This window comes from Erwinia sp. BNK-24-b (assembly GCF_047456155.1).
Taxonomy (GTDB): Bacteria; Pseudomonadota; Gammaproteobacteria; order Enterobacterales; family Enterobacteriaceae; genus Erwinia; species Erwinia phyllosphaerae.
The window spans coordinates 3002632-3024999 of the sequence record NZ_CP179901.1; the positions used below are offsets into that span (position 1 = coordinate 3002632).

The 22368-nt window shown below is 51.5% G+C and carries 14 protein-coding genes; 5 read left to right on the plus strand and 9 right to left on the minus strand.

Features of this window, described 5'->3' with window-relative positions:
• Window positions 1-226: 226 nt before the first annotated feature.
• A complete protein-coding gene (locus tag ACMGGR_RS13690; RefSeq protein ID WP_414147111.1) occupies window positions 227-1939 on the minus strand; it encodes a ShlB/FhaC/HecB family hemolysin secretion/activation protein in 1713 nt (570 codons plus the stop codon).
• 473 nt (window positions 1940-2412) lie between these two features.
• On the minus strand, window positions 2413-5028 hold the full coding sequence (gene pepN / locus ACMGGR_RS13695; RefSeq protein WP_414147112.1) for an aminopeptidase N: 2616 nt from the start codon (window positions 5026-5028) through the stop codon (window positions 2413-2415).
• A 260-nt stretch (window positions 5029-5288) separates the two neighbouring features.
• Between pepN and pncB the strand changes: the two genes are divergently transcribed.
• The 5 genes from pncB to ACMGGR_RS13720 all read left to right on the plus strand — a co-directional run bounded on the left by pncB (window position 5289) and on the right by ACMGGR_RS13720 (window position 11604).
• Window positions 5289-6494, plus strand: coding sequence for a nicotinate phosphoribosyltransferase (gene pncB, locus ACMGGR_RS13700; protein ID WP_246760558.1), 1206 nt, complete (start codon window positions 5289-5291; stop codon window positions 6492-6494).
• A gap of 180 nt (window positions 6495-6674) precedes the next feature.
• Window positions 6675-8075 (plus strand): asparagine--tRNA ligase, encoded by a 1401-nt coding sequence (gene asnS / locus ACMGGR_RS13705; protein WP_414147113.1) that lies wholly within the window; start codon window positions 6675-6677, stop codon window positions 8073-8075.
• Window positions 8076-8376: 301 nt separating this feature from the next.
• Window positions 8377-9471 (plus strand): porin OmpF, encoded by a 1095-nt coding sequence (gene ompF, locus ACMGGR_RS13710; protein WP_281434629.1) that lies wholly within the window; start codon window positions 8377-8379, stop codon window positions 9469-9471.
• 388 nt (window positions 9472-9859) lie between these two features.
• Window positions 9860-10225: a hypothetical protein gene (locus ACMGGR_RS13715; RefSeq protein WP_414147114.1), complete on the plus strand. Its 366-nt coding sequence runs from the start codon at window positions 9860-9862 to the stop codon at window positions 10223-10225.
• 188 nt (window positions 10226-10413) lie between these two features.
• Window positions 10414-11604: an amino acid aminotransferase gene (locus ACMGGR_RS13720; RefSeq protein ID WP_246760555.1), complete on the plus strand. Its 1191-nt coding sequence runs from the start codon at window positions 10414-10416 to the stop codon at window positions 11602-11604.
• A gap of 90 nt (window positions 11605-11694) precedes the next feature.
• On the opposite strand, the gene ACMGGR_RS13725 is transcribed toward ACMGGR_RS13720, so the two are convergent.
• The 7 genes from ACMGGR_RS13725 to cmoM form a co-directional block, all read right to left on the minus strand.
• Window positions 11695-12324 (minus strand): MBL fold metallo-hydrolase, encoded by a 630-nt coding sequence (locus ACMGGR_RS13725; RefSeq protein WP_246760554.1) that lies wholly within the window; start codon window positions 12322-12324, stop codon window positions 11695-11697.
• A gap of 32 nt (window positions 12325-12356) precedes the next feature.
• On the minus strand, window positions 12357-12905 hold the full coding sequence (locus ACMGGR_RS13730) for a YcbK family protein (RefSeq protein ID WP_246760553.1): 549 nt from the start codon (window positions 12903-12905) through the stop codon (window positions 12357-12359).
• Between the two features lie 183 nt (window positions 12906-13088).
• Window positions 13089-14951, minus strand: coding sequence for a L,D-transpeptidase (ldtD, locus tag ACMGGR_RS13735; protein ID WP_414147115.1), 1863 nt, complete (start codon window positions 14949-14951; stop codon window positions 13089-13091).
• Between the two features lie 169 nt (window positions 14952-15120).
• Window positions 15121-19584 carry a chromosome partition protein MukB gene (gene mukB / locus ACMGGR_RS13740; RefSeq protein ID WP_414147116.1) on the minus strand — a complete coding sequence of 1488 codons (4464 nt, stop codon included), beginning with the start codon at window positions 19582-19584 and terminating at the stop codon, window positions 15121-15123.
• Entirely contained in the window at window positions 19581-20276 is a 696-nt protein-coding gene (gene mukE / locus ACMGGR_RS13745; protein ID WP_246760550.1) for a chromosome partition protein MukE, read from the minus strand. Before mukE ends, mukB begins: the two co-directional genes overlap by 4 nt.
• Window positions 20257-21579 carry a chromosome partition protein MukF gene (gene mukF / locus ACMGGR_RS13750; RefSeq protein ID WP_246760549.1) on the minus strand — a complete coding sequence of 441 codons (1323 nt, stop codon included), beginning with the start codon at window positions 21577-21579 and terminating at the stop codon, window positions 20257-20259. Before mukF ends, mukE begins: the two co-directional genes overlap by 20 nt.
• Complete coding sequence (gene cmoM / locus ACMGGR_RS13755) at window positions 21576-22358, minus strand: tRNA uridine 5-oxyacetic acid(34) methyltransferase CmoM (RefSeq protein WP_414147117.1); 783 nt, start codon at window positions 22356-22358, stop codon at window positions 21576-21578. Before cmoM ends, mukF begins: the two co-directional genes overlap by 4 nt.
• Window positions 22359-22368: the final 10 nt, after the last annotated feature.

A 22368-nucleotide genomic window follows, 5' to 3' on the forward strand; every position in this document is an offset into this window, starting at 1 on the left:
ACTGTTCATTCAGCTATCCGTGCAGTTATTTATTGAAAATAACTGGAAGATTAATTAAGTTGCCGTTTTCCATTAAGAATAAGAAAGCAGTTGCGATTATCTACCCTTAACTTTTCCACCGTTTTTCTTATCCCTGCCTAAATTCGCGGGCACATGACCTTCTTCTGTTGCTGACATATCAAGCGCTCCTGCCATAATTTCTACGCTATTTTAAAACCTGAAAGATTTAATAATTCCATGAAAGCGTAAAGCCAAGCGTGACCGGGCTGGTGGCGAAGGCGTCAGGCTTCGAGAAAGGTACCCCGGCAAACAGATTGTAACTGCCGTTAAAAGCGTTGCCTCTTATTCCCAACTGGCCACCAGCAAGATGGGTGCCAGCTAAGTATTCGCTGCCAGAACCGCTGACTTTGCCGTAATCGAAACCAAAGTAGAGTTCCTGATTGGGTAACGGTGTCCGCCACGCAATATCATTGCGAAGAAACCAACCCTCGCTGGCCATTAACGTTCTTTCACCATCAAAACCGCGCACGGTATAGCGATTTCCGATTGAAATCTGATCCGGTGAAGTTAACGCCGTCTTACTGAATTGCTGAAAATAGGAAGTGTTAAAGCGAAACTGCTGGTTCATCAGCTGGAACGGCGTATTCACCTGCAGGCTTAGCGTGCCGATTCTACCAAGCGCGGTCGCATAGCCAGATCTTTCTTCCGGCGCAGGCTGTGCACCAAACCAGCGGGTGCCGCGCTGATAGCTGACCGCCGCGTCCAGCGTGGTCTGCCCTAAATAATGCCGGTGCTGTAGTCCCAGGCGCCATGCAGAGGTACGCCTTGCCTGTTCGGGTAGCCAGACATCCTGGATATAGTTGCTGGATTCACGCGCCAGAATGTTATAGGTAAAACTGGTTTTGTGACTGCGGCCGCGATGCAAAACGCGGCTGATTTGGACATCCACATTTTTTATCTGACCGCCATAGCGAAAATCCTGATACAGGCCGGAAACTCTTTGCAGGTATTCATAGTGATAGGCAGTAGCGCCAAGCGTCCAGTAACCCAGAGGCACTGAATAATGGACAGTAATATTTTTACTCTGTTGATGATTCTTATTATGTAAATTTTTGGAAGTTGAAAAGTAGAGTAAGTCTCCCAGGGATGAGGGATTATCAACGGAAAGCGAAAGCGCGCCCTGGTAGCGCCCCGTACTGACATTGCCCGCATCGTCCAGCGTTACGCCCAGCCGCCACATTTTTTGCTGTTGCCAGTTAACATTAATGTCGCTCTCTCCCGGTTGTTCACCGGGCTTAATTTTTATCGCGGCCTGCGTGGTTGGTAAACGCTGCAGATTTTCCAGACCTTGCTCAATATCGCGTAAATTAAGCAAGTTGCCGGCATGGGCCGGCAAGGTGTTGTAACGGCGAATATAACGATCGCTTTTTTCATCGAGTTTAACTTTACCGATACGCCCTAATACTAACTTAAGCTTTAGCGTACCGCTTTTAAGGTTCTGCTCCGGTACGATAACGCGCGTGGTAATATAGCCGCGCTCCACTAATCGGTTTTGCAGCGCTCTGACTAACAGATTGATGCCCTCGCCGCCCACGCACTTTCCTGACGCCTGGTTAGCCAGCGTTTGTAACGTTTCTCCCCACGGCAGCTTCCCTTTTCCCTCAATAAAAATTTCTTTGATGAGGAAACATTTTTTCTCCTGGGGAAAAGTGACTTTTCCTGAACTGGAAACAGATGGCAGCAGCCGCACATCCTTTGCCGTTGGGTTCAAGTGCTTTTCCATCGCCTTTTGCCTTTGTTGCTGCTGGGAAATCACCTGTGAACCATTATTCAGAGGGATGCTTTCTGCCGCATAACAGGCCGAAGAGAGCAAACCCGTTGTGTAAATAAGCGTTGAACCCACGCTCATGATAAAACTGAATGACGCACGTAAAAACATAAAAACATCCCTGTTAGTGATATTCAAGCCGCAAGGAATTTAATTTGTGAAATTTATTAAAAATAAACCAACCAGGCAAGGAAATTATTTTAAATTGTGAATGAATTAAGAAAGAATTAGAGCTTTTTGAAAGTTATAGAATTATTACAACCGGGTACACAATAATAACTTAAGCCAGAATAAAACCGATATTCGCCACATAGCACCCAGATAAGTTAAAATATCTATAAAAACATTTATTTTCTGTTAAGTGACAGATGCAAATATATTTATTGAGAATTTAAACCGTCATAAGATTGAATCAGATAGTGATAATAAAAACGTCTTATTGCATTTATTATATTTACATTAATTTTGAATAGAAGCTGTTGCGGTATTCCTGACAATCAAAGATAAATTCTGTTTGTTACTGGAAAATAGACTTATAAAAAAGCAGGCAATTATATCGCCTGCTTTACCCGTTAAAATCACTATCAGGCAGTCAACGCCTTGCTGATTTTTTCATACAGATCGCCCGACAGTTTATCTAAACCTTTCAACTGCTCCAGCGCACTGCGCATCAGCGCCTGACGATCGGTATCGTAACGCTTCAGGCGAATAAGCGGTTCAATCATTCTTGCCGCAACCTGAGGATTACGCGTATTTAAATCCGTCAGAATATCGACGAGGAACTGATAGCCACTGCCGTCACTGGCGTGAAAAGCAGCAGGGTTACCGGAAGCGAAAGCACCAATCAGTGACCGGATTCGGTTAGGATTACTTAGCGTAAACGAGCGATGGCTAAGCAACGCACGCACCCGGCTGAGCACATCCGGTGCCGGACTGGTCGCCTGGAGGGCAAACCATTTATCCATCACCAGTCCATCTTTATGCCAGCGTTCGTCAAATTCAGTGAGTAAGGTCTCATGACACGGTAGCTGCGCAGCAACGGAAGCGGCCATCGCAGCCAGCGAATCGGTCATATTATTCGCCTGGTGGAATTGTGCCGTAATTAACTTATCGGCTAGCTCCACTTCGCCGAAAGCCAGATAATGCAGACAAATATTTCTCAATGCACGTTTGCCAATATCCGCATGATCGACACGATAGTCGTCAATGCGATGGGCATTGTAGACTGCCAGCCATTCATCGGCCAGCTCGGTTGCCAGCGTGCTCACCAGCGAACGACGAACTTCCGCAATCGCTACGGGATCGATAACGTCAAACAGTTCGGCAATCTCATTTTCGCTTGGCAGCGTCAGGATCAGCGCCATCAATGCCGGATCGCTATGCTCTTCCAGCAGCACCGCCCGGAAAGCATCAGCAACATGCAGCGGCAGAGAGAGCGGCTGGCCTTGCTGATAACGAGCCACGTTAAGTTTGATGTGGGTAGCAAGCAGACTTTGCGCCGCGTCCCAGCGGGAGAAATCGTTGCGTGCATGACGCATCAGGAAAGTGAGCTGCGTATCGCTCCAGTTATAATCCAGTTTTACCGGAGCGGAAAACTCGCGCAGCAGCGAGGGGATCGGCTGGTGATAAACATTATCGAATACAAAGCTCTGAAACTCTTCCGTTACGTTCAGCACATGATGCACTGGATGGCCGTTGTGCTGTAGCGGAATGACGTTACCCTCACCGTCATAAAGCTCGATATCCAGTGGAATATGCAGAGGTAGCTTATGCTTCTGATCGGCTGTTGGTGGCGTCATCTGAGTTACGTGCAGCGTATACTGTTCCAGTTCGGCATTGTAGTCATCGCGAACGGACAATACGGGCGTGCCGGACTGGCTATACCAGCGGCGGAACTGAGTAAGATCGATTTTTGAAGCATCTTCCATTGCCTGCACGAAGTCATCGCAGGTAGCCGCGCTGCCGTCATGACGTTCAAAATAGAGCTTCATGCCTTTCTGGAAGTTTTCTTCTCCCAGCAGCGTGTGCAGCATACGAATCACCTCTGAGCCTTTCTCATACACGGTTAGCGTATAGAAGTTATTCATTTCAATAAATTGCTCGGGGCGAATCGGATGCGCCATTGGGCTGGCGTCTTCTGCAAACTGCGCGCCACGCATAATGCGGACGTTGTCGATACGGTTAACGGCACGGGATCCAAGATCGGAGCTGAACTCCTGATCGCGGAAGACCGTCAGGCCCTCTTTCAGGCTAAGCTGGAACCAGTCACGGCAGGTAACGCGGTTGCCCGTCCAGTTATGGAAATATTCGTGGCCGATTACCGCTTCAATGCCCAGGTAATCTTTGTCGGTGGCGGTTTCTGCCTTTGCCAGGACATATTTGGAGTTAAAGACGTTTAGCCCTTTGTTTTCCATCGCGCCCATGTTGAAGAAGTCGACGGCAACGATCATAAAAATATCCAGATCGTATTCAAGGCCGAACCTTTCTTCATCCCACTTCATGCTGTTTTTTAGCGAGGTCATCGCCCAGTCGGCACGATCGAGATTGCCGCGATCGACAAAAATCTCCAGCGCTACGTTGCGGCCTGACCGTGTGATGAAGCTGTCGCGTAAAACATCGAAATCGCCCGCAACCAGCGCAAACAGATAGCAAGGTTTTGGGAAAGGATCCTCCCACTTGACCCAGTGACGGCCATTTTTTGCCACTCCGCCGTCAACGCGGTTGCCGTTTGCCAGCAGATAAGGATAAAGCTTCTCTTCCGCGATAAGGGTAGTGGTAAAGCGTGCCAGCACGTCAGGCCTGTCCAGATACCACGTGATATGACGAAAACCTTCCGCCTCACACTGGGTGCAAAGCGCTTCGCCTGATTTGTAGAGACCTTCCAGCGCGCTGTTTTTATCCGGATGAATATCGTTGACGATTTTCATCGTAAAGGCTTCAGGCAGCTGATACACAATCAGGCTGCCCTCCTCCAGCGCATAATCCGTCCAGGGCTGACCGTCGATTTCCAGTGAAATCAGCGAGAGCTCTTCCCCGTCAAGACGCAGCGACGCATCGGCCTGGCCCAGACGCTTTACGCGGCTGACTGCGGTCACTCGGGTCAGGGCGGCGTCCAGTTCAAACGTCAGATCAATATCGGTAATGGTGTAATCTGGCGCCCGGTAATCATGGCGATTTTTGGCTTGTGGCAGTTGCGTCATAAGTCCTTCTCACGTCGACAATTAGTTAATGCAAGTCTATTCCGCTTAGCAGAATGTTGCCATGTCCATTCGACGCGCCAGGCGGCAATTGCTGTTAAAAAATACATTTTTTTAACAAGCGCACGGATTGCCCTCGACCTGTCCGGTGGAATTATGCTGTGATCGGGTTCAATAAATGAGGATTCAAGTTATACTCCTGCGTCATTTACACTCTTTCAACCAGGGATAACGCTCTTCGCCAGAGGATGCTGAAACGCACCATGACACGACATGCTTCCCCGATACTGACCACACTGCTGGATACGGACGCCTATAAACTGCATATGCAGCAGGCGGTATTCCACCGTTATCAGAATGTCTCCGTGGTGGCTGAGTTTCGCTGCCGGGGCGACGATCTTTTAGGTATTTATGCTGCTGAAATAGCTCAGCAGGTCGCGATGATGCAGTCGTTAGCGCTTAGCGAAGAAGAAAGCCGCTATCTTGCCGGCCTGCCCTTTTTCAAAGCGGATTATCTGCAATGGCTGAAACAGTTCCGCTATGATCCTTCTCAGGTTCGTATACGTAATCATCAGGGAAAACTGGATATTCGTATTGCTGGGCCCTGGCTGGAAGTCATTATGTGGGAGGTACCGCTGCTGGCATTGATCAGTGAAGTGGTACATCGCCATCGCTCACCGCAGGCGACGCCGGCAATTGCCGTCGATCGTTTGCACAGCAAGCTGCGCGAATTTAATACGCTGACGGCCGGGATGGATATGTCCCGCTTTAAGCTTATGGATTTCGGTACGCGTCGCCGTTTTTCCCGCGATGTGCAAATGAGCATCGTCAGCACGCTGAAAACGGATTTCCCATGGCTGGTTGGATCAAGCAACTATGACATCGCACGCCAGCTACAGCTGGCACCGGTAGGCACTCAGGCCCACGAATGGTTTCAGGCACATCAGCAGATCAGTCCTGTGCTGGCCAACAGCCAGCGAGCAGCGCTGCAGGCGTGGCTGGAAGAATATCCGGACCGTTTAGGCATTGCGCTGACTGACTGTATCACTATGGATGCTTTCCTGCGTGACTTCGGCCTGAACTTTGCCAGTAGCTATCAGGGATTGCGGCATGATTCCGGCGATCCTGTTGAATGGGGTGAAAAAGCGATAGCCCATTATGAAAAGCTGGGTATCAATCCTGAAAACAAAACGCTGGTTTTCTCTGACAACCTGGATTTAAACAAAGCGGTGGATCTTTATCGCCATTTTGGCCAGCGAATCGAGGTTATTTTTGGTATCGGCACGCGTTTAACTTGCGATATACCTCAGGTAAGGCCGTTGAATATCGTCATTAAACTGGTTGAGTGTAACGGTAAACCCGTTGCTAAGCTTTCTGATAGTCCGGGTAAAACTATTTGCCAGGATAAAGCTTTTGTACGCGCCCTGCGTAAGGCTTTCGATTTGCCGCTGGTTAAAAAAGCCAGCTAGTCCCCAGCACGAAGGGAAAGAGATAGCGTATCTCTTTCCTGCTTTGTTCTTTACGCCGCCAGCTCTGTAATAAATCTCCCGCATCACAACGAATTCTTCTTGTTTCTCGTCTGTCGGCAAGTAACATAGGATCGCCCCGATTTCGGGTAATTTTAATTCTGATAAAAGAGAGACTTTATTATGAGCGTTGTGCCTGTAGCGGATGTACTGCAAGGCCGGATCGCGGTTGACAGCGAAGTCACCGTTCGCGGCTGGGTACGTACCCGCAGAGATTCAAAAGCCGGTATTTCCTTTATCGCCGTCTACGATGGCTCCTGCTTTAATCCTGTTCAGGCTGTCGTCAATAATTCTCTGAATAATTATCAGGATGAAGTGCTGCGCCTGACTACCGGCTGTTCTGTCGTTGTCACCGGTAAGGTTGTTGAATCACCGGGCGAAGGCCAGAGTTTTGAGATCCAGGCCAGCGCGGTTGAAGTCGTCGGCTGGGTTGACGATCCGGATACTTATCCAATGGCCGCCAAGCGCCACAGTATCGAATATTTGCGTGAGGTTGCTCACCTGCGTCCACGTACTAACCTGATTGGCGCCGTCGCTCGCGTTCGCCATACGCTGGCACAGGCGCTGCACCGTTTCTTTGACGAGCAGGGCTTTTTCTGGGTCTCTACCCCACTGATAACCGCCTCCGATACAGAGGGCGCGGGTGAAATGTTCCGTGTATCCACGCTGGATATGGAAAATCTGCCGCGTACGCCGGAAGGCAAAGTTAATTACGATGAAGATTTCTTTGGCAAAGAAGCTTTCCTGACCGTTTCCGGGCAGCTGAATGGCGAAACTTACGCCAGCGCCATTTCCAAAATCTATACTTTTGGCCCAACTTTCCGTGCTGAAAATTCTAACACCAGTCGCCATCTGGCTGAGTTCTGGATGCTGGAGCCGGAAGTTGCCTTTGCCGATCTCGAAGATAACGCTGCGCTCGCGGAAGCGATGCTGAAATATGTTTTTAAAGCGGTACTGGAAGAGCGCGCGGATGATATGGCTTTCTTTGCCGAGCGCGTAGACAAAGAAGCTATTACACGCCTGCAACAGTTTGTGACTACTGATTTCGCGCAGGTCGATTACACCGATGCCATTGAAATTCTGAAAGCCTGCGGTGAAAAGTTTGAAAACGCGGTTTCGTGGGGCATTGACCTTTCTTCAGAACACGAGCGTTATCTGGCTGAGAAGCACTTTAAAGCCCCTGTGGTAGTAAAAAACTATCCGAAGGACATTAAAGCGTTCTATATGCGTTTGAACGATGACGGAAAAACCGTGGCCGCCATGGACGTGCTGGCACCCGGTATCGGCGAGATCATTGGTGGTTCACAGCGTGAAGAACGTCTGGACGTGCTGGATGCACGCCTTGCCGAAATGGGTCTGAATAAAGAAGATTACTGGTGGTATCGCGACCTGCGTCGTTATGGCACCGTGCCCCATTCCGGATTTGGCTTAGGGTTTGAACGCCTGATTGCCTATGTTACCGGCGTACAAAATGTCAGGGATGTTATTGCCTTCCCAAGAACGCCGCGCAACGCCAGCTTCTGATTTTATGTATTAAATATAAGAAATTCATATATATAACTAAGGCCAGCCTCGCTGGCCTTTTTTTATTTTTGCAAATTATGAGATGGTTCACAAAGTTCCGCTATATTTACATATAGAAACAAAAATTTTCTCTATGAAACACAAATTCGATATTTGTAGCATTTTCGAGGTGGATTAACCGGACTGCCAATGGAAAGATGCGTGCAGACACAGGAAGACACCAAACTCTCATCGTAGTTCTGTAAAGAATTATTGACGGCAGTGGCAGGTGTCCAGATAACTCCAATGAGGGTAATAAATAATGATGAAGCGCAATATTCTGGCACTGGTTATCCCAGCCCTGTTAGCCGCTGGTGCAGCCAATGCAGCAGAAATTTATAACAAAGACGGCAACAAGCTGGACCTCTATGGCAAAGTTGATGGTCTGCACTATTTCTCAGACGACAGCGGCAACGATGGCGACCAGAGCTACGTGCGTTTTGGTTTCAAAGGTGAAACCCAGATCAATGATATGCTGACCGGCTATGGTCAGTGGGAATACAACATCCAGGCTAACAACAGCGAAGGTTCCGACGCGCAAGACGGTAATAAAACCCGTCTGGGCTTCGCCGGTCTGAAATTTGCTGAGTATGGCTCTCTTGATTACGGCCGTAACTACGGCGTAGTTTACGACGCTATCGGCTGGACCGATATGCTGCCTGAATTCGGCGGCTACTCTGGCTACTCCGATAACTTCCTGGTAGGTCGTTCTACCGGCGTAGCTACCTACCGCAACACCAACTTCTTTGGCCTGGTTGACGGCTGGAACTTTGCCGTACAGTATCAGGGCAAAAACGATCGTGACGACATTCGTCGTTCAAACGGTGACGGCTGGGGTGTCTCTACCTCTTATACCTCACCAATTGGCGTAGCTATCGTCGGTGCCTATGCTTCTGGCGATCGTACCGATGCGCAGAACAGCGCTTTCTATGGTCGTGGCGACAAAACCCAGCAGTGGGCTACCGCGCTGAAATATGACGCCAACAACGTCTACCTGGCAGCTTCCTACGGCGAAACCCGTAACGCACAGTTTATTACTAACAATAATATTGTTGATAATGATGACAATGCTGTGAACGGTTTTGCTAACAAAGCGCAGAACTTTGATATCGTAGCGCAATACCAGTTCGACTTCGGTCTGCGTCCTTCTATTGCCTACGAACAGTCTAAAGGCAAGGATATCGAAGGCGTAGGCGACGTTGACCTGTACAAATATGTTGATGTGGGTGCCACCTACTACTTCAACAAAAACATGTCTACCTACGTTGACTACCAGATCAACCTGTTGGATGACGACAACGCTCTGGGTCTGAACACTGATGACGTCGTAGCAGTAGGTCTGGTTTACCAGTTCTAATCCGTTACGCTTGTATTATCGAGCGGGGCTTCGGGCCCCGCTTTTTTATGTCTGCTTTCTCCTGTCAGCACCATAAGCTTTCCAATACCTTCAATACCTTCAATACCTTCAATACCTTCAATACCTTCAATACCTTCAATACCTTCAATACCTTCAATACCTTCAATACCTTCAATACCTTCAATACCTTCAATACCTTCAATACCTCCAATAGCATTTGCTGCGTCCGCATTTCAGGCCAATCATTTTATCCCGTTCATGCAATGACTCCCTGCTCTTTCATCATATTTCGAGCCAGCCCGCAAACCTTGAAAAGCGTCAGAAAAAGTATTGCCGACATGCAGGAAAGGTGAAAAAATCAACACCGTTCAGGAGAAGGAGCTTTTATATGGATATGATTTCCCCACTGGTACTTAACCTTTCAGAAAAGCCAGGCGAAGCAAAGCTGCAGGAAGAAATTTCCCATGGCCGCTTTGTCAGAGTCGAAACCCACATCGACTGGCTCAGGCATGATGTAACCGAAATCAGAAATGAGCTTAAGGATGTTCGTGTTGAGATAAAAGATGTCCGTAGTGAGATAAAAGATGTCCGCGGTGAGATAAAAGATGTCCGCGGTGAAATAAAAGACGTTCGTGACGAGATAAGAGACGTGCGCAAAGATATGCGGTCTGATTTCCGTCTCATGTTCAGCGCGTTAATTATGGTCGCATTAGGTCTTTCCAGCATTATGGCAAAAGGCTTTCACTGGCTATAAGCATTGGCCAGTATTTTGATGCCGCAAAGGTTGATTAAAGCTGACAGCTACCCTTTTCCAGTCAGGCACCTCTGCTTCTTTTGCCTGCGGCATCGTACCCATTTTTTTAACGCAAACGGTTAGCAATTTTTTTCTGCTGGCGTTACCCTGAATAACCACTTCGTTTCGGGTTATAACGGACTTCCACTATGTTTGAACGTATTTCAGCTGCACCTGCAGATCCTATTCTTGGCTTAGCCGATCTTTTCCGCGCAGACGATCGTCCTGATAAAATCAATCTGGGCATCGGCGTTTATAAAGATGAAACCGGTAAAACGCCGGTACTGACCAGCGTGAAAAAAGCCGAACAGTATCTGCTGGAAAACGAAACCACGAAAAATTACCTCAGCATTGACGGCCTGGCTGATTTTGGCCAGTGTACGCAGGCGCTGCTTTTCGGCAACGATAACGCTATCCTGAACGAAAAACGTGCCCGCACGGCCCAGACGCCGGGCGGTACTGGCGCGCTGCGTATTGCCGCTGATTTTATTGCTTCACAGACCAGCGCAAAGCGTATCTGGGTGAGCAACCCAAGCTGGCCAAACCATAAAAATGTCTTTCAGGCAGCGGGTCTGGAAGTCTGTGAATATCAGTATTATGACGCGGCTAATCATGCGCTGGATTTCGACGGCATGCTGAACGCGCTACGTGAAGCCAAAGCGGGCGACGTCGTACTCTTCCATGGTTGCTGTCATAACCCAACCGGCATCGATCCTACCGCTGAGCAGTGGCACAAGCTGGCAGAACTTTCACTGGCCAACGGCTGGTTGCCGCTGTTTGATTTCGCTTACCAGGGCTTTGCTCGCGGTCTGGAAGAAGATGCGGAAGGCCTGCGTATTTTTGCCGCTGGTCACAAAGAACTGATTGTCGCCAGCTCTTACTCAAAGAACTTTGGCCTTTACAACGAGCGCGTCGGTGCTTTCACCCTGGTGGCCAGCACGGCGGACGTCGCGGACGTTGCATTTAGTCAGGTTAAGGCAACTATTCGCGCTAACTACTCCAACCCGCCGGCTCATGGCGCTGCGGTAGTAGCAACGATTCTAAGTAATGACTCGCTGCGTACGCTTTGGGAACAGGAGCTGACCGATATGCGTCAGCGCATCCATCGCATGCGCCAGCTGTTCGTGAATACGCTACAGGAAAAAGGTGCTAAAGGTGATTTCAGCTTTATCATCAACCAAAACGGCATGTTCTCTTTCAGCGGGCTGACTAAAGAACAGGTTATCCGACTGCGCGAAGAGTTTGGCGTTTACGCGGTTAATTCAGGACGTGTGAACGTGGCAGGCATGACGCCGGATAATATGGCTCCGCTGTGTGAAGCCATTGCCGCCGTGTTGTAAAGGCAGGTCTGAAGCAAAGCTAAATAATGTAAAAAAAGCCTGCACCGGGCAGGCTTTTTTATGCAGTCTTTAATGAAAATGAAGATATTGCTACTGAAGAAAAGGGTTAGAAATCCGTTCGCGCCCAAGTGTAGAGATCGGGCCATGGCCTGGCAAAAAAGTTACGTCATCGCCAAGGGGTAAAAGCTTACGCTTAATGGCATCAATCAGATCGGTATGGCTACCCTGAGGGAAATCGGTACGGCCTACGCCACCGCTAAAAATAACGTCGCCGGAAATCAACAGCCGCGAGACCCGATCGAAAAAGACAATATGGCCCGGCGTATGTCCCGGACAGAGTAAGACTTCCAGCGAGATATCGCCGGTGTGTACAACTTCGCCTTCATCCAGCCAGCGATCGGGCGTTAGCGGTGCGCATTCAGGGAAGCCAAACATTTGGCTCTGCGTTGGCAAACCCTCCAGCCAGAAAGCGTCGGCTTTATGCGGCCCGATAACGGGAACGGCATAAAAAGCCGCCAGCTCGGCCGCCGCGCCAACGTGATCCAGATGGCCATGCGTCAGCAGGATCTGCGTGACCGTTACGCCTTTTTCAGTGACCTGCGCCCGTATCTTCTCCGCATCACCACCCGGATCGACAATCGCTGCCTGTAAGGTAGTCGGACACCAAATCAACGAGCAGTTCTGCGAAAAAGCCGTTACCGGAATAATTTCATAATTCATAGGGCTCCATTAATCCCGACACGCCAGGATTTTTACCAGTGCCTTGTCGGCCCGGTATCAATATGCACAAAGTTGCTTCGCGGATAGTATCCTACACCGCCCGCCCTCATGGAAAGCGCAGCTTTGCGAATATTGCTCAGAGCAATTCCTTCAATATGGAAATCCATCGCCTGGCCCTGGGTGTGATAGCTGTGTTTAGCAACACCGCTACCGCGTTCACGTAGTGAATTGTTGGTGGCCAGCGTACGATAGCCAGAAATAAGCTGGACGGGTTTACGCGTATCAAGCAGAGCCTGCAGGCGGTACAGCTGGTCAAAAAGATGGGGGTCGATGCTCTTGATCTGGTTGGCACGATAGTCACGGAAAAAATGGTTCAGGCGTGTTAACTCATCTTTATCGTAGCTTTTGCCATTAAAGAACTCAGTCTTAAGGCTTTCGCCGGTATGTAAATTATTTAGCGTCAGAACGCGGGGACGCGAAGTAGAAAGCGAAGCAAAAGCCTGTCCGGGAAGGAGCGATAAGCCTAATGCCGCGCCGCCCAGAGCCAGTAATTTACGGCGATGTGAGTTGAATTTATCCATTAATCTGTGTTACCCGGCAAGTTTTAAAAACGGTGGAAACATTCACCGTCGGGAACCTTAACCGGGTAAAAATGCGGCGTCAACCAACGAAACGTGACGGGCACGGCAATTCAGGGAGTGATTGTCGTGCCCGTTTTGCAGGACGATCGAACTACAGTTGAGTAAAACCTGAAGAATCAATTACTAGAGCAATAATTGACCAGCCTTTGTCAACACCTGCGCACCGGAGCGGGCAGTCAGGTCATAATTGTAAATATCTGTTCGATACTGCGTCCTGCCATCGTCTGCTACCCAGGCCGTCAGATAATAAAGATTGACCGGAATATGGTGACGGATAGCGACATAACGCGTATCCCCCTGCTTCAGGGTACTGGAAATGCGCGTATCGTTCCATCCTGCATCCTGCAGAAGCAGATTAGCCAGATCCGAAGCTTTATTGACGCGCACACAGCCAGAGCTTAGCGCGCGAATGTCTTTCTGGAACAGATTATGGTTAGGCGTATCGTGCAGATAGATAGCATCTGAACTTGGCATATTAAATTTGTAACGGCCAAGCGAGTTGGTCGCGCCAGGCGCCTGTCGTATCCGGTAAGGGAACGAAGCTGCCGAAATCATCCGCCAGTCAATCATCGAAGGATCGATGACTTCCGCATCGCTGCTCCAGCCGGAAAGCAGCGTATAATTGTGTTTATACAGGTAACCCGGATCTTGCTTAACCTTTGGAACAATATCCTGACGCACCAGGGTGGTAGGCACGTTCCACGGCGGATTCAGCACGACATTATTGAGCGCACTACGCATCAGCGGGGTTTTACGATCTGGTCGCCCAACAATTACTCGGGAAGAAAGGATCTGACTGCCGTTCAAATAGTAAATCAGCGAATAGTTGGCAATATTGACCATGATGCCGTTATGCATGTCATCAGGCAGTAGTCGCAACCGCTGTATGTTCAAAGCCAGCAGTGAAGCGCGTAGCTGAGGCGATACGTTCAGCCATTCGCGAGTGCGTGGACCAATAACGCCATCCGCCTCAAGTCCCTGCCAGCGCTGAAAGCGTTTAACCCCTTCCACCAGCTCTTCTGAATAGACATGGGCAGGGTTGACCGGTGCAGCAGTTTGTACGTGACCCACCAGCTCAGGCGTATTTGGCTGCGGTGCCCGATCGGCAATGGAAGCTGAAGGACTGACTACCGCGTCGCTATTTGCAGCCGAGGCGGAAGACCCGGCTACAGCGTCGCCATTAGCAGCCGTAGAAGATGGCTGCACTGCCGCATCCTCATCCACTACGGACGCAGGCACTGGCGTGGTTGGAACCACATCGTCATCCGGTTTTGGCGTATCGCTGTTAGCCGTCAGCATATTACTGCGCTGTAAAATTTCTCGCAGCGCCGGCACGTCATCACTCAGTTGTCCCGGCCGCAGACTCTGCCTGTCAGTGAGCTGCGGCCAGGCACGGTTATCTGCCAGCAGCGCTTTTAACGCCTGATGCATTCTGACGTACTGCGGATGCTGGGGAGCCAGGGAAGCAACAAAAACGTCCAGCGACCCATGCTCAACCGCCCGCTGCCACTGATTGATCGCAGACATAGCAGGCGTTTCAAGCTTATAGGGCACGTTGCTATAAAGCCACGTCTCCCCTTTAGTGGGTACAGCTGCCACAAACTGTAAGTAGCCCAGCATCGCGTCCGATAACACGACATCTCGTTTCATGCCGCTTACCGAAGGGTCGGTCAACATTTTCACCCATTGCGTGAACTGCGGCTGTACGCCAGAAAGCGCAACCTCTGCCAGCTGTTGCTGAAATTGTTTAACGGCCTGCCGATCCTGCCACATTGGCTGCATATGCCTGGCAGCATAAAGCGAGGTTAGCATTTGCTGATAAAAGGGTTTGTAGCCGCTGGCAAACAGCGACTGTAACTCTGACTGCGCGTGAACAGCCGACGTTGAGGTAGCCGCATGCCTGACGGCGGCATTAGCTGAGCCAACAACCAGTGTCAAAAACAGACCTGCGCTTAATTTTTTTAAATTCGATCCTGTCAGCAACATCCCTTGCCTCCTTTAACGGGTCTGTATGAACGATAGCCCTGATTAACTATTGTTATAAGTATAGAAAAGAAAACGGCATTTGCGTTGAGGTCACAAATGCCGTTGAAGAGAGTAGATCGGCGACCTGATTTTTGCTATATCCGTCGCCGATTATTTTGTGCTATTCCCGTCAGGAAGTCAGCTGCCCGGCGGTCGCTTCCTCAGAGGCGTTCGCGGTCGTGGGTTCTGCCGCAAAACCACGCAGGCCGACAACGTGAACGTGTTCGGTATTATTAATTACCTTACGCACCAGCTTATAGGTAGTACCTTTTTCCGGGCTGATATTTTCCGGTGCCGCAATAATCAGCTGCATTTCAAGACGGTCACAAAGTTCAAACAGCGTGGCAATGGATTTGGCATCCAGACGCGCGGCCTCATCAAGGAACAGCAGGCGGCACGGCGAGATATCTTTACCACGCAGGCGGCGGGATTCTTCTTCCCAACTTTGCACTACCATAACCAGAATCGACATACCTGTACCGATAGCCTCTCCTGTTGAAAGCGCCCCGCTCTCGGCGCGCAGCCAGCCATCGGAACCACGGTTAACCTCAACCTCCATAGAGAGATAGTTACGGTAATCCAGCAGCTCTTCGCCGATAGTTTGCGGCGTGCGCTGTCCCATATCAATCTGCGGATTGAGTCGCTGGTAAAGCTTCGCCAGCGCCTCCGAGAAGGTCAATCGCTGGCTTTTAAAAAGATCCTGATGCTGTTCATGCTGTTCGGAAAGCACGTCCAGCAGCGTAGCGTGCGTCTCCCGTACGTTTACATTCAGGCGCACGCTCTGAACTTGACCGAAGCTGACGTTCTGTAAGCCCTGGTTCAGCTGGCGAATACGGTTTTGCTCGCGCTGAATAGTTTTACGAATGATATTCGCTACGCTGCGGGAACTGATAGCAAGCATCTGTTCACGGGCGGTTAGCTCTTCGCTCAGACGGTTTAGCTCGATTTCCATCTGCTCAATCGCTTCTACCGGATCGTCCGTGCGGATAATATCCTGACGGATACGCTCGCGCAGATGCTGGTAGACGGCAATAAAGAACTCAATCTTCCGTTCTGGCCGTTTTGGATCCTCCGACAGGCGAAGGATATCGCGCAGATGCTCATTATCGGCGACCGCCAGACGTAGCGCACCCAGCGCTTTATCCGACATTGAGCGCAGCTCGTCACCGCCCAGATAGGCAAGCTCACGACGATGCAGTCGACGTTCGACGCCGTTGTCTTTAACCATGCGCAGTACGGCTACCCAGCCAGCTTTCGCGTTAACGACCTGCTCGCGGCTTTGATGATAGTCGCGCTCGACGCGCTTCAGTTTTTTCTGTAGCGCGTCCATCTCGGCTTCACAGAAGGTAAGCTGTTTCTCCAGCTGATTGCGGCGGCTGCGGTTATTGCTCAGCGCGGCATAGAGTTCGTCACGACGAATGCGCGCCCGCTCTTCTGCGCTAGCATCGGCGGCCACGCCAATATCCTGCATCTCCTGGAGCAGTTCCTTCAACATATCGCGCTTGGCATCGTAAGAACTTTTCAATGAGGCCAGCACCTGCGAATACTGCGTCAGCTGCGCCTGATGGCCTCTCAGCTGCTCGCGTGCGCGTGCGCGTTCTGCTTCAGCCTGCTCAAGACGACGGCGTAGTTTTTCATTCAGATCGCTGTTGCCATCAAGCATGCCTGCCGAATCAGCATAGTTAAAGTGCGCGCGGCGCTGTACCACCTCGGTGATAGCAAAAGCCTGCTGGCGAGCATCGCGCTGTACCTGCTGTGCCTGCTGATAGTCCTGTTTGAGCTGCTCGTGCTGCTCCGGATCGCTTTGCAGTACCGCAATCAGCGGCTCCAGTTTTGCCAGATTGGTACCGTGCTGCTGCAGGAAACGTGCAGCTTCCTGAGCTTCATCCAGCCTTTCCAGAATTTCTTCGTAGCGATCCTGCAGCGTTTCGTCCAGCAATAAATTGACGCGCGGCATCAGCCGGTTGAGCTGAGCCACGCCCTCTTTAGCCTGATCAAACTGCTGGCGCTGCTGCTGGTTTTCACTTTCGTGCGCGCTAATAGCGCGTTCCAGTTCGCCACGACGGCCGTTCAGCTGACGAATTTCCGCTTCCGGATCTGCTTCAAAAGCGACGCCGATATGTCCACCGATAAAGCGGCTGAATGCCTGATGCAGGCGCTGCGTTTTCTGCACGTCAAAGGAGAGCGTGGCGTAGCGTTCCGCCAGCGTTTCCCGCTCTGCGCGCAGCAGTTCCAGCTGGTTTTCACGCGCGGCGCGACCAAACAGCGGAACTTTGGGAAAACGGGAATAGCGCCACTGACGATCGCCTGCTTTGACCACGACCGCTTTTTGTAACTCTTCGACGTTAAATACGCTGTCATCGAAAGACTGCGGATCGCCTTCAATCAGGTAAAGATCTTCCGGGCACTCTTCCAGCCCGTCCAGCAGCTCACGCACCAGCGACAGATCGGGTACCACGATAGCGTGGCGTGCCGGGCCATATAGCGCGGAGAAGTACGGTGCGTCTTCAATGGTGACGTCGTCATAAATTTCTGACAGCAAAACCCCGCCAAAACGTTCGGCAAGGTGATTCAGACGCGCGTCTTCAGAGCCGCCAGGCTGGCTCAACCGTTCAATCTGGTTTTCAACGTCACGTTTGCGCGCGGCAACTTCGTCACGTTCAACGGTGGTTTCGCGTTCGCGCTCCAGCAGTTGCTGCATGTGCTCGGTAACCTGCTGGCTGTTTTCCAGCGACTGCCCCGTTTGTTCACGCAGCTGCGTCAGAATTTCCTGCGCGTTCAGCCACTGCGGTGCCTGTCTGGTCAGGCGTGCAATACGTTCACGCACCTGCTCCAGCTCCTGCCGCATCACCATGCGGCGCTCGCCAGCGTCCGCCACGCTTTCGGAGAGCTGCTCAATACGGGCTTCCAGTTCGAACTGTAAGGCTTCCAGCTCTTGTGGTTCATATTGCTGACCGTACCGTTTGCAGAATTCGTTCAGCAAACGTTCGGCCTCCTGCTGCTCGCGCAGACGCTGTTCCATTTCGGACAGGCGCGAACGCAGCGATTGCAGTTGCTCTGCATGGTAGCGCTGATTGCTGGCGTCGCGCAGGAGTTCACGTCCGGTTTGATAAGCTTCGCTGCGGCTCACCGGCCCGGCAATACGCGCAACCAGTTCAAAAGCCTGCTCAAACTGGCTGTGCGCGGCCTGCGCAACGCTCATTTTCTGTTCCAGCTGCAGCAGCTTATCGGTCGCTTCCTGCTCTTTAGCCCGGAACGTTTCCTGCCACTCCTGAGCATTGTCGATATTCAGCTCGCCAAGCCGGCAGATTTCCTGCGCGCGCTGCAGGGCGCCAAGCGCCTGCTGGTATTGAATAGCGCGCGTCTGCTGCACGTCCAGCGCTTGCTGATAGTCGGCCAGCTGGCTCTTCAGCTCGTCCACTTCCAGCTCGGCCGCTTCCGCACGCGCTTCGTTGTCTTCATGGCGTTCGCGCGCTTCGGCAACGACTTCATTTTGCTCTTCAAGCCGATAGGTCAGTTCATCGATATCGCCTTCGTAGCGCTCGATTTTTTCCTGCTGGCGCATGGCTGTCTGCACCAGGTTCAGGTGGTCGCTGGCGCTCTGGTAATCCGTTTCTAAATCGCTTTCCGCCCCGGTGTGCTCTGCCAGCTCGCGCGCCATTTCCACATGGCGATACTGTTCGGCGGCCAGCTGCTTGCGGCTACCAAACAGCTCGCTACGCTGCTGCATTGCGCCGTCAAGATGAATACGCCGCTCATTGGCGTGGCGCATATAGTCGGCAGCAACGTAGCTGGTCGCTTCTGATATCAGGTGCTTAAACAGGTCGCGATCGGATTGCGTAACGCGGATGGCTTCCAGCGTCATACGGTTTTCACGCAGCGCCGCTTCCATATCCTGGAAAGCTTTACGCACGCCGCTGTTTTCCGGCAGCAGATAGTCACGCAGCGAGCGCGTAATAGCGCTGGAGATGCCGCCGTACAGCGAAGCTTCGATCAAACGATAATATTTGCTGCGGTCAGAAGCCGTGCGCAGACGCCGCGCCACTATTCCCAAATCGAACATCAGCGAGTGATATTCGGTGATGGAGTTAAACTGTTTGAACTGTACGCTTTCCATCGCTTCGAACTTCTCTTTCAGTTCGCTAAGCGGCAGAACGCGAGCCTGACGGGCATTGACCGTCTCGGTCAGAATTTCCGTCGGATTAATTGAGGTTGGCAAACCGTGGATGCTAAAAGGTCGGATATCGACTTTGCGATCGCGGCCAGCAACCTGCTGCAAACGTACGCCCACAATCACTCGCTGATGCAGCGAATTGACGACGTCCAGCGCTGCGTAACAAACGCCCGGTTTCAGTTTGCCGTGTAGACCTTTGTCGCGCGAGCCGGACGTTGCGCCCGCTTCCGTGGTATTACGAAAGTGCAACAGCGTAAGATCGGGGATCAGCGCGGTGACAAAAGCAGCCATCGTGGTAGATTTACCGGCACCGTTTCCGCCGGACAGCGTGGTGACCAGCTCGTCAAGATCAAAAGTTCGGGCAAAGAAACCGTTCCAGTTAATCAGCGTCAGGGAGCGAAATTTTCCGCGTTCAATCATTCTTCTTCCTCCGCCTGAGCGGCTTCATGGCTTTCTTCGCTTTCATCTGCTTGTGTAAACATCGCTTCGCCGTCTCTGATCATTCTCAGCTGTGCTTCGCGAGCATCGTCTCCGCTGCGCACGTCTGCCCCAAAGCGGAAAACGGATTCAGTAATGCGAAATTTGCTGCTGTCATGGCCCATAAACCACACCATGCCCAGGCGGCGCAAACGCGTCAGCGAAGCGCGCATTTTTTCCTGAAGCTTCTGGCGATCCAGATCGGAACCGGTTGAGCGCTGGTTAACCAGCTTCAGCAGCTTGCTTTCATCGGCCAGCGCCAGCAGTTCGTCGTAGAGTTCCTGCTGGGTAAAGATGCCTTCATTGGCCAGACGCTCGGGACTGAGGTAGAGATAGCAAAGAATTTTACCTACCATCATATCCAGCTCGGAGAGTACCGAACGCGCAATCAGCGTGCTGGCGCGCGGGCGCAGATAGAAAAAACCTTCCGGCGCGCGGATCAGTTCTACGTTATAACGCAGATAAAACTCTTCCAGATATTCCTGGTAATCCATCAGAAACGCGTGATTATCCAGCTCTTCAATGCCGATATGGCGGCCCGCACGCAGCTGGCTGTCCAGCGCAGGGAAAAGCGGGTTAGCCAGCGCCAGCGCCAGCTTAACCGGCATGACTTGTTCAATATTTATCGATGACATGCGCCTGTACCTTGGCTCCGTAATCATTAATGGCCTGCCACTCTGCGGGCAGACCGGAAAAATCAGCTTCGGCGACGCCTAAACGCACGGCCTGATCGACGACAATTCTTGCCACGTCAAAGTGGCGGGCTCGCGGGTACTGCGCCAGATAGTCACGCATGACCAGGCCCAGGTTGAGCGGTTTTTGTTGGGCTTTATAAATAGCCAGCGCTTCTTCAATCATGGCCGCCAGCTGCTCGCGAATTTCGCTCAGCTCTTCATATTCCAGTTCGGAAGGCAGCTCGCCCGTGACTTCTTCATTACGCAACGCCAGCTCTTCATCACGGACGTCATACAGCCTCTCGGCATTGGCGTAGGTTAATGCCCAGGGTTTATCAAAATAGGTTTGCAAAGATTGACGCAGGCGCTGCGCGAAGACGCGATTTTTATCCATATCGATGGCGGTACGAATAAATTTGTGCACGTGGCGGTCGTAACCAATCCACAGGTCGATGGCCTGCTGGCCCCAGCTGATAATACGGTCCAGCTTGTTTTGCAGGTCGAACACCAGCTTGTCGATAAAGCCAAGATCCGGACTGCCCAGCGTGGCATCCTGAATGCGTAACAGGTTCGCCTGCAGCTTATCGCCCGCCGCTTCCAGCGTATCCTGAAGCTCACGTAGCGTGCCGGACGTTTCGTTCAACAGCATTTCGCAGCTGGAGATAGCGGCGCGCCAGTCTTTATTCAGCAGCTGGGCGATATCATCTTTTACCGCCTGCTGCTGCTCATCCATGATGCGCTGGGTGATATCAATGCTGTCAAAGATTTCCGCCACGGAATATTTAAGCGGCGCAAAAACGTTGCGGTGCCAGTGAAAATCATCGCCATCTTCCTCTGCCGCATCCGCCGCACGCTTGAGCTCGCCAGCCACGATAGAGAGCTGCATGGAAAGCCGCAGCGTGGAAAATTCCCGCTGGCGAATGTAATAGTCGGTAATGCCGATAGCGAGCGGCGTCAGGCGATAGATAGCGTGGCCTTCTGCGTGCTCGCTGGTAAAGCGGTTAAGCAGACGCTGTCGCACCATATCGTTAATCGCGTTATTCGCGCGGACGCTGACGGTTTCGCTGGTCTGTTCAAATCCTTCGCTGACGTGACGAAAGGCGTCTGTGAGTTCGCCTTCGCTCATCTCACCGTCCATGCGCTCGCCGTTAAGCGTGGCAATTGCCAGTAAAAAAGCCAGACGTTCGGTAGGCAGCGAGACGGAAAAATCGTTTTTTCGCGCCCATGCAACCAGCTCCGGTACTGTCTGGGAAAATTCACTCATGCTTGGTCCTTTATGGGCTTTTGCGCTGTTACGTGGATATAGCGACCCAAACTTAAAAATGGTTCCTGGCGGCAAAAACGCTTTTCCAGCGCCAGAACTTCTTCAAATCTTTCCGTTTGCTTCTGTTTATCACGCATATAGTCATGAAAAACGCGCACGCCGGTCTTATTGCCGACGATAAAGCCGGCTTGCTCCAGCCAGCGATAAACCTGCTCCGGTTCACGCGGATAGTCTGGCGACAGGGTCTTACGCTTTCTTTTGCGCAGATCGGCCTGCATATAGCCGAAATTACCCAGTACCAGCGTCTGCATCATCAGCCCGTTGACGTTGTAGAACATCAGCGAGAGCACGCCGCCTGGCGCAAGGGCATCGTACAAAGCGGCCAGTACCGCTTCCGGCTCCGCAACCCATTCCAGCACAGCGTGAAACAATACCAGATCGACCGGCCGATCCAAATGCTGGCCTGCTTGCTGCGCGCTGATTTGTTTAAACTGCATGTTGCTGCTCACGCCTTTTTCTTCGGCATGAAGACGCGCCCGCTGCAGCATTTCTTCAGATAAATCGCAGAGTAAAACCTGATGCCCCAGGCTGGCAAGCCCGCAGCTGGTTTGCCCTTCGCCGCCGCCTGCATCCAGCACTTTTAACGGTCTTTGCGGCAGCATGGCTAAAATTTCGTCAAGCTCCTGCCAGACGATGGCCTGGCGGATACGGCCTTTGGTTGTGCCGTAGATATTTTGCGAAAATTTTTCCGCGATATCGTCAAAGTTGCGATCCTGCATAAGCGGGCTC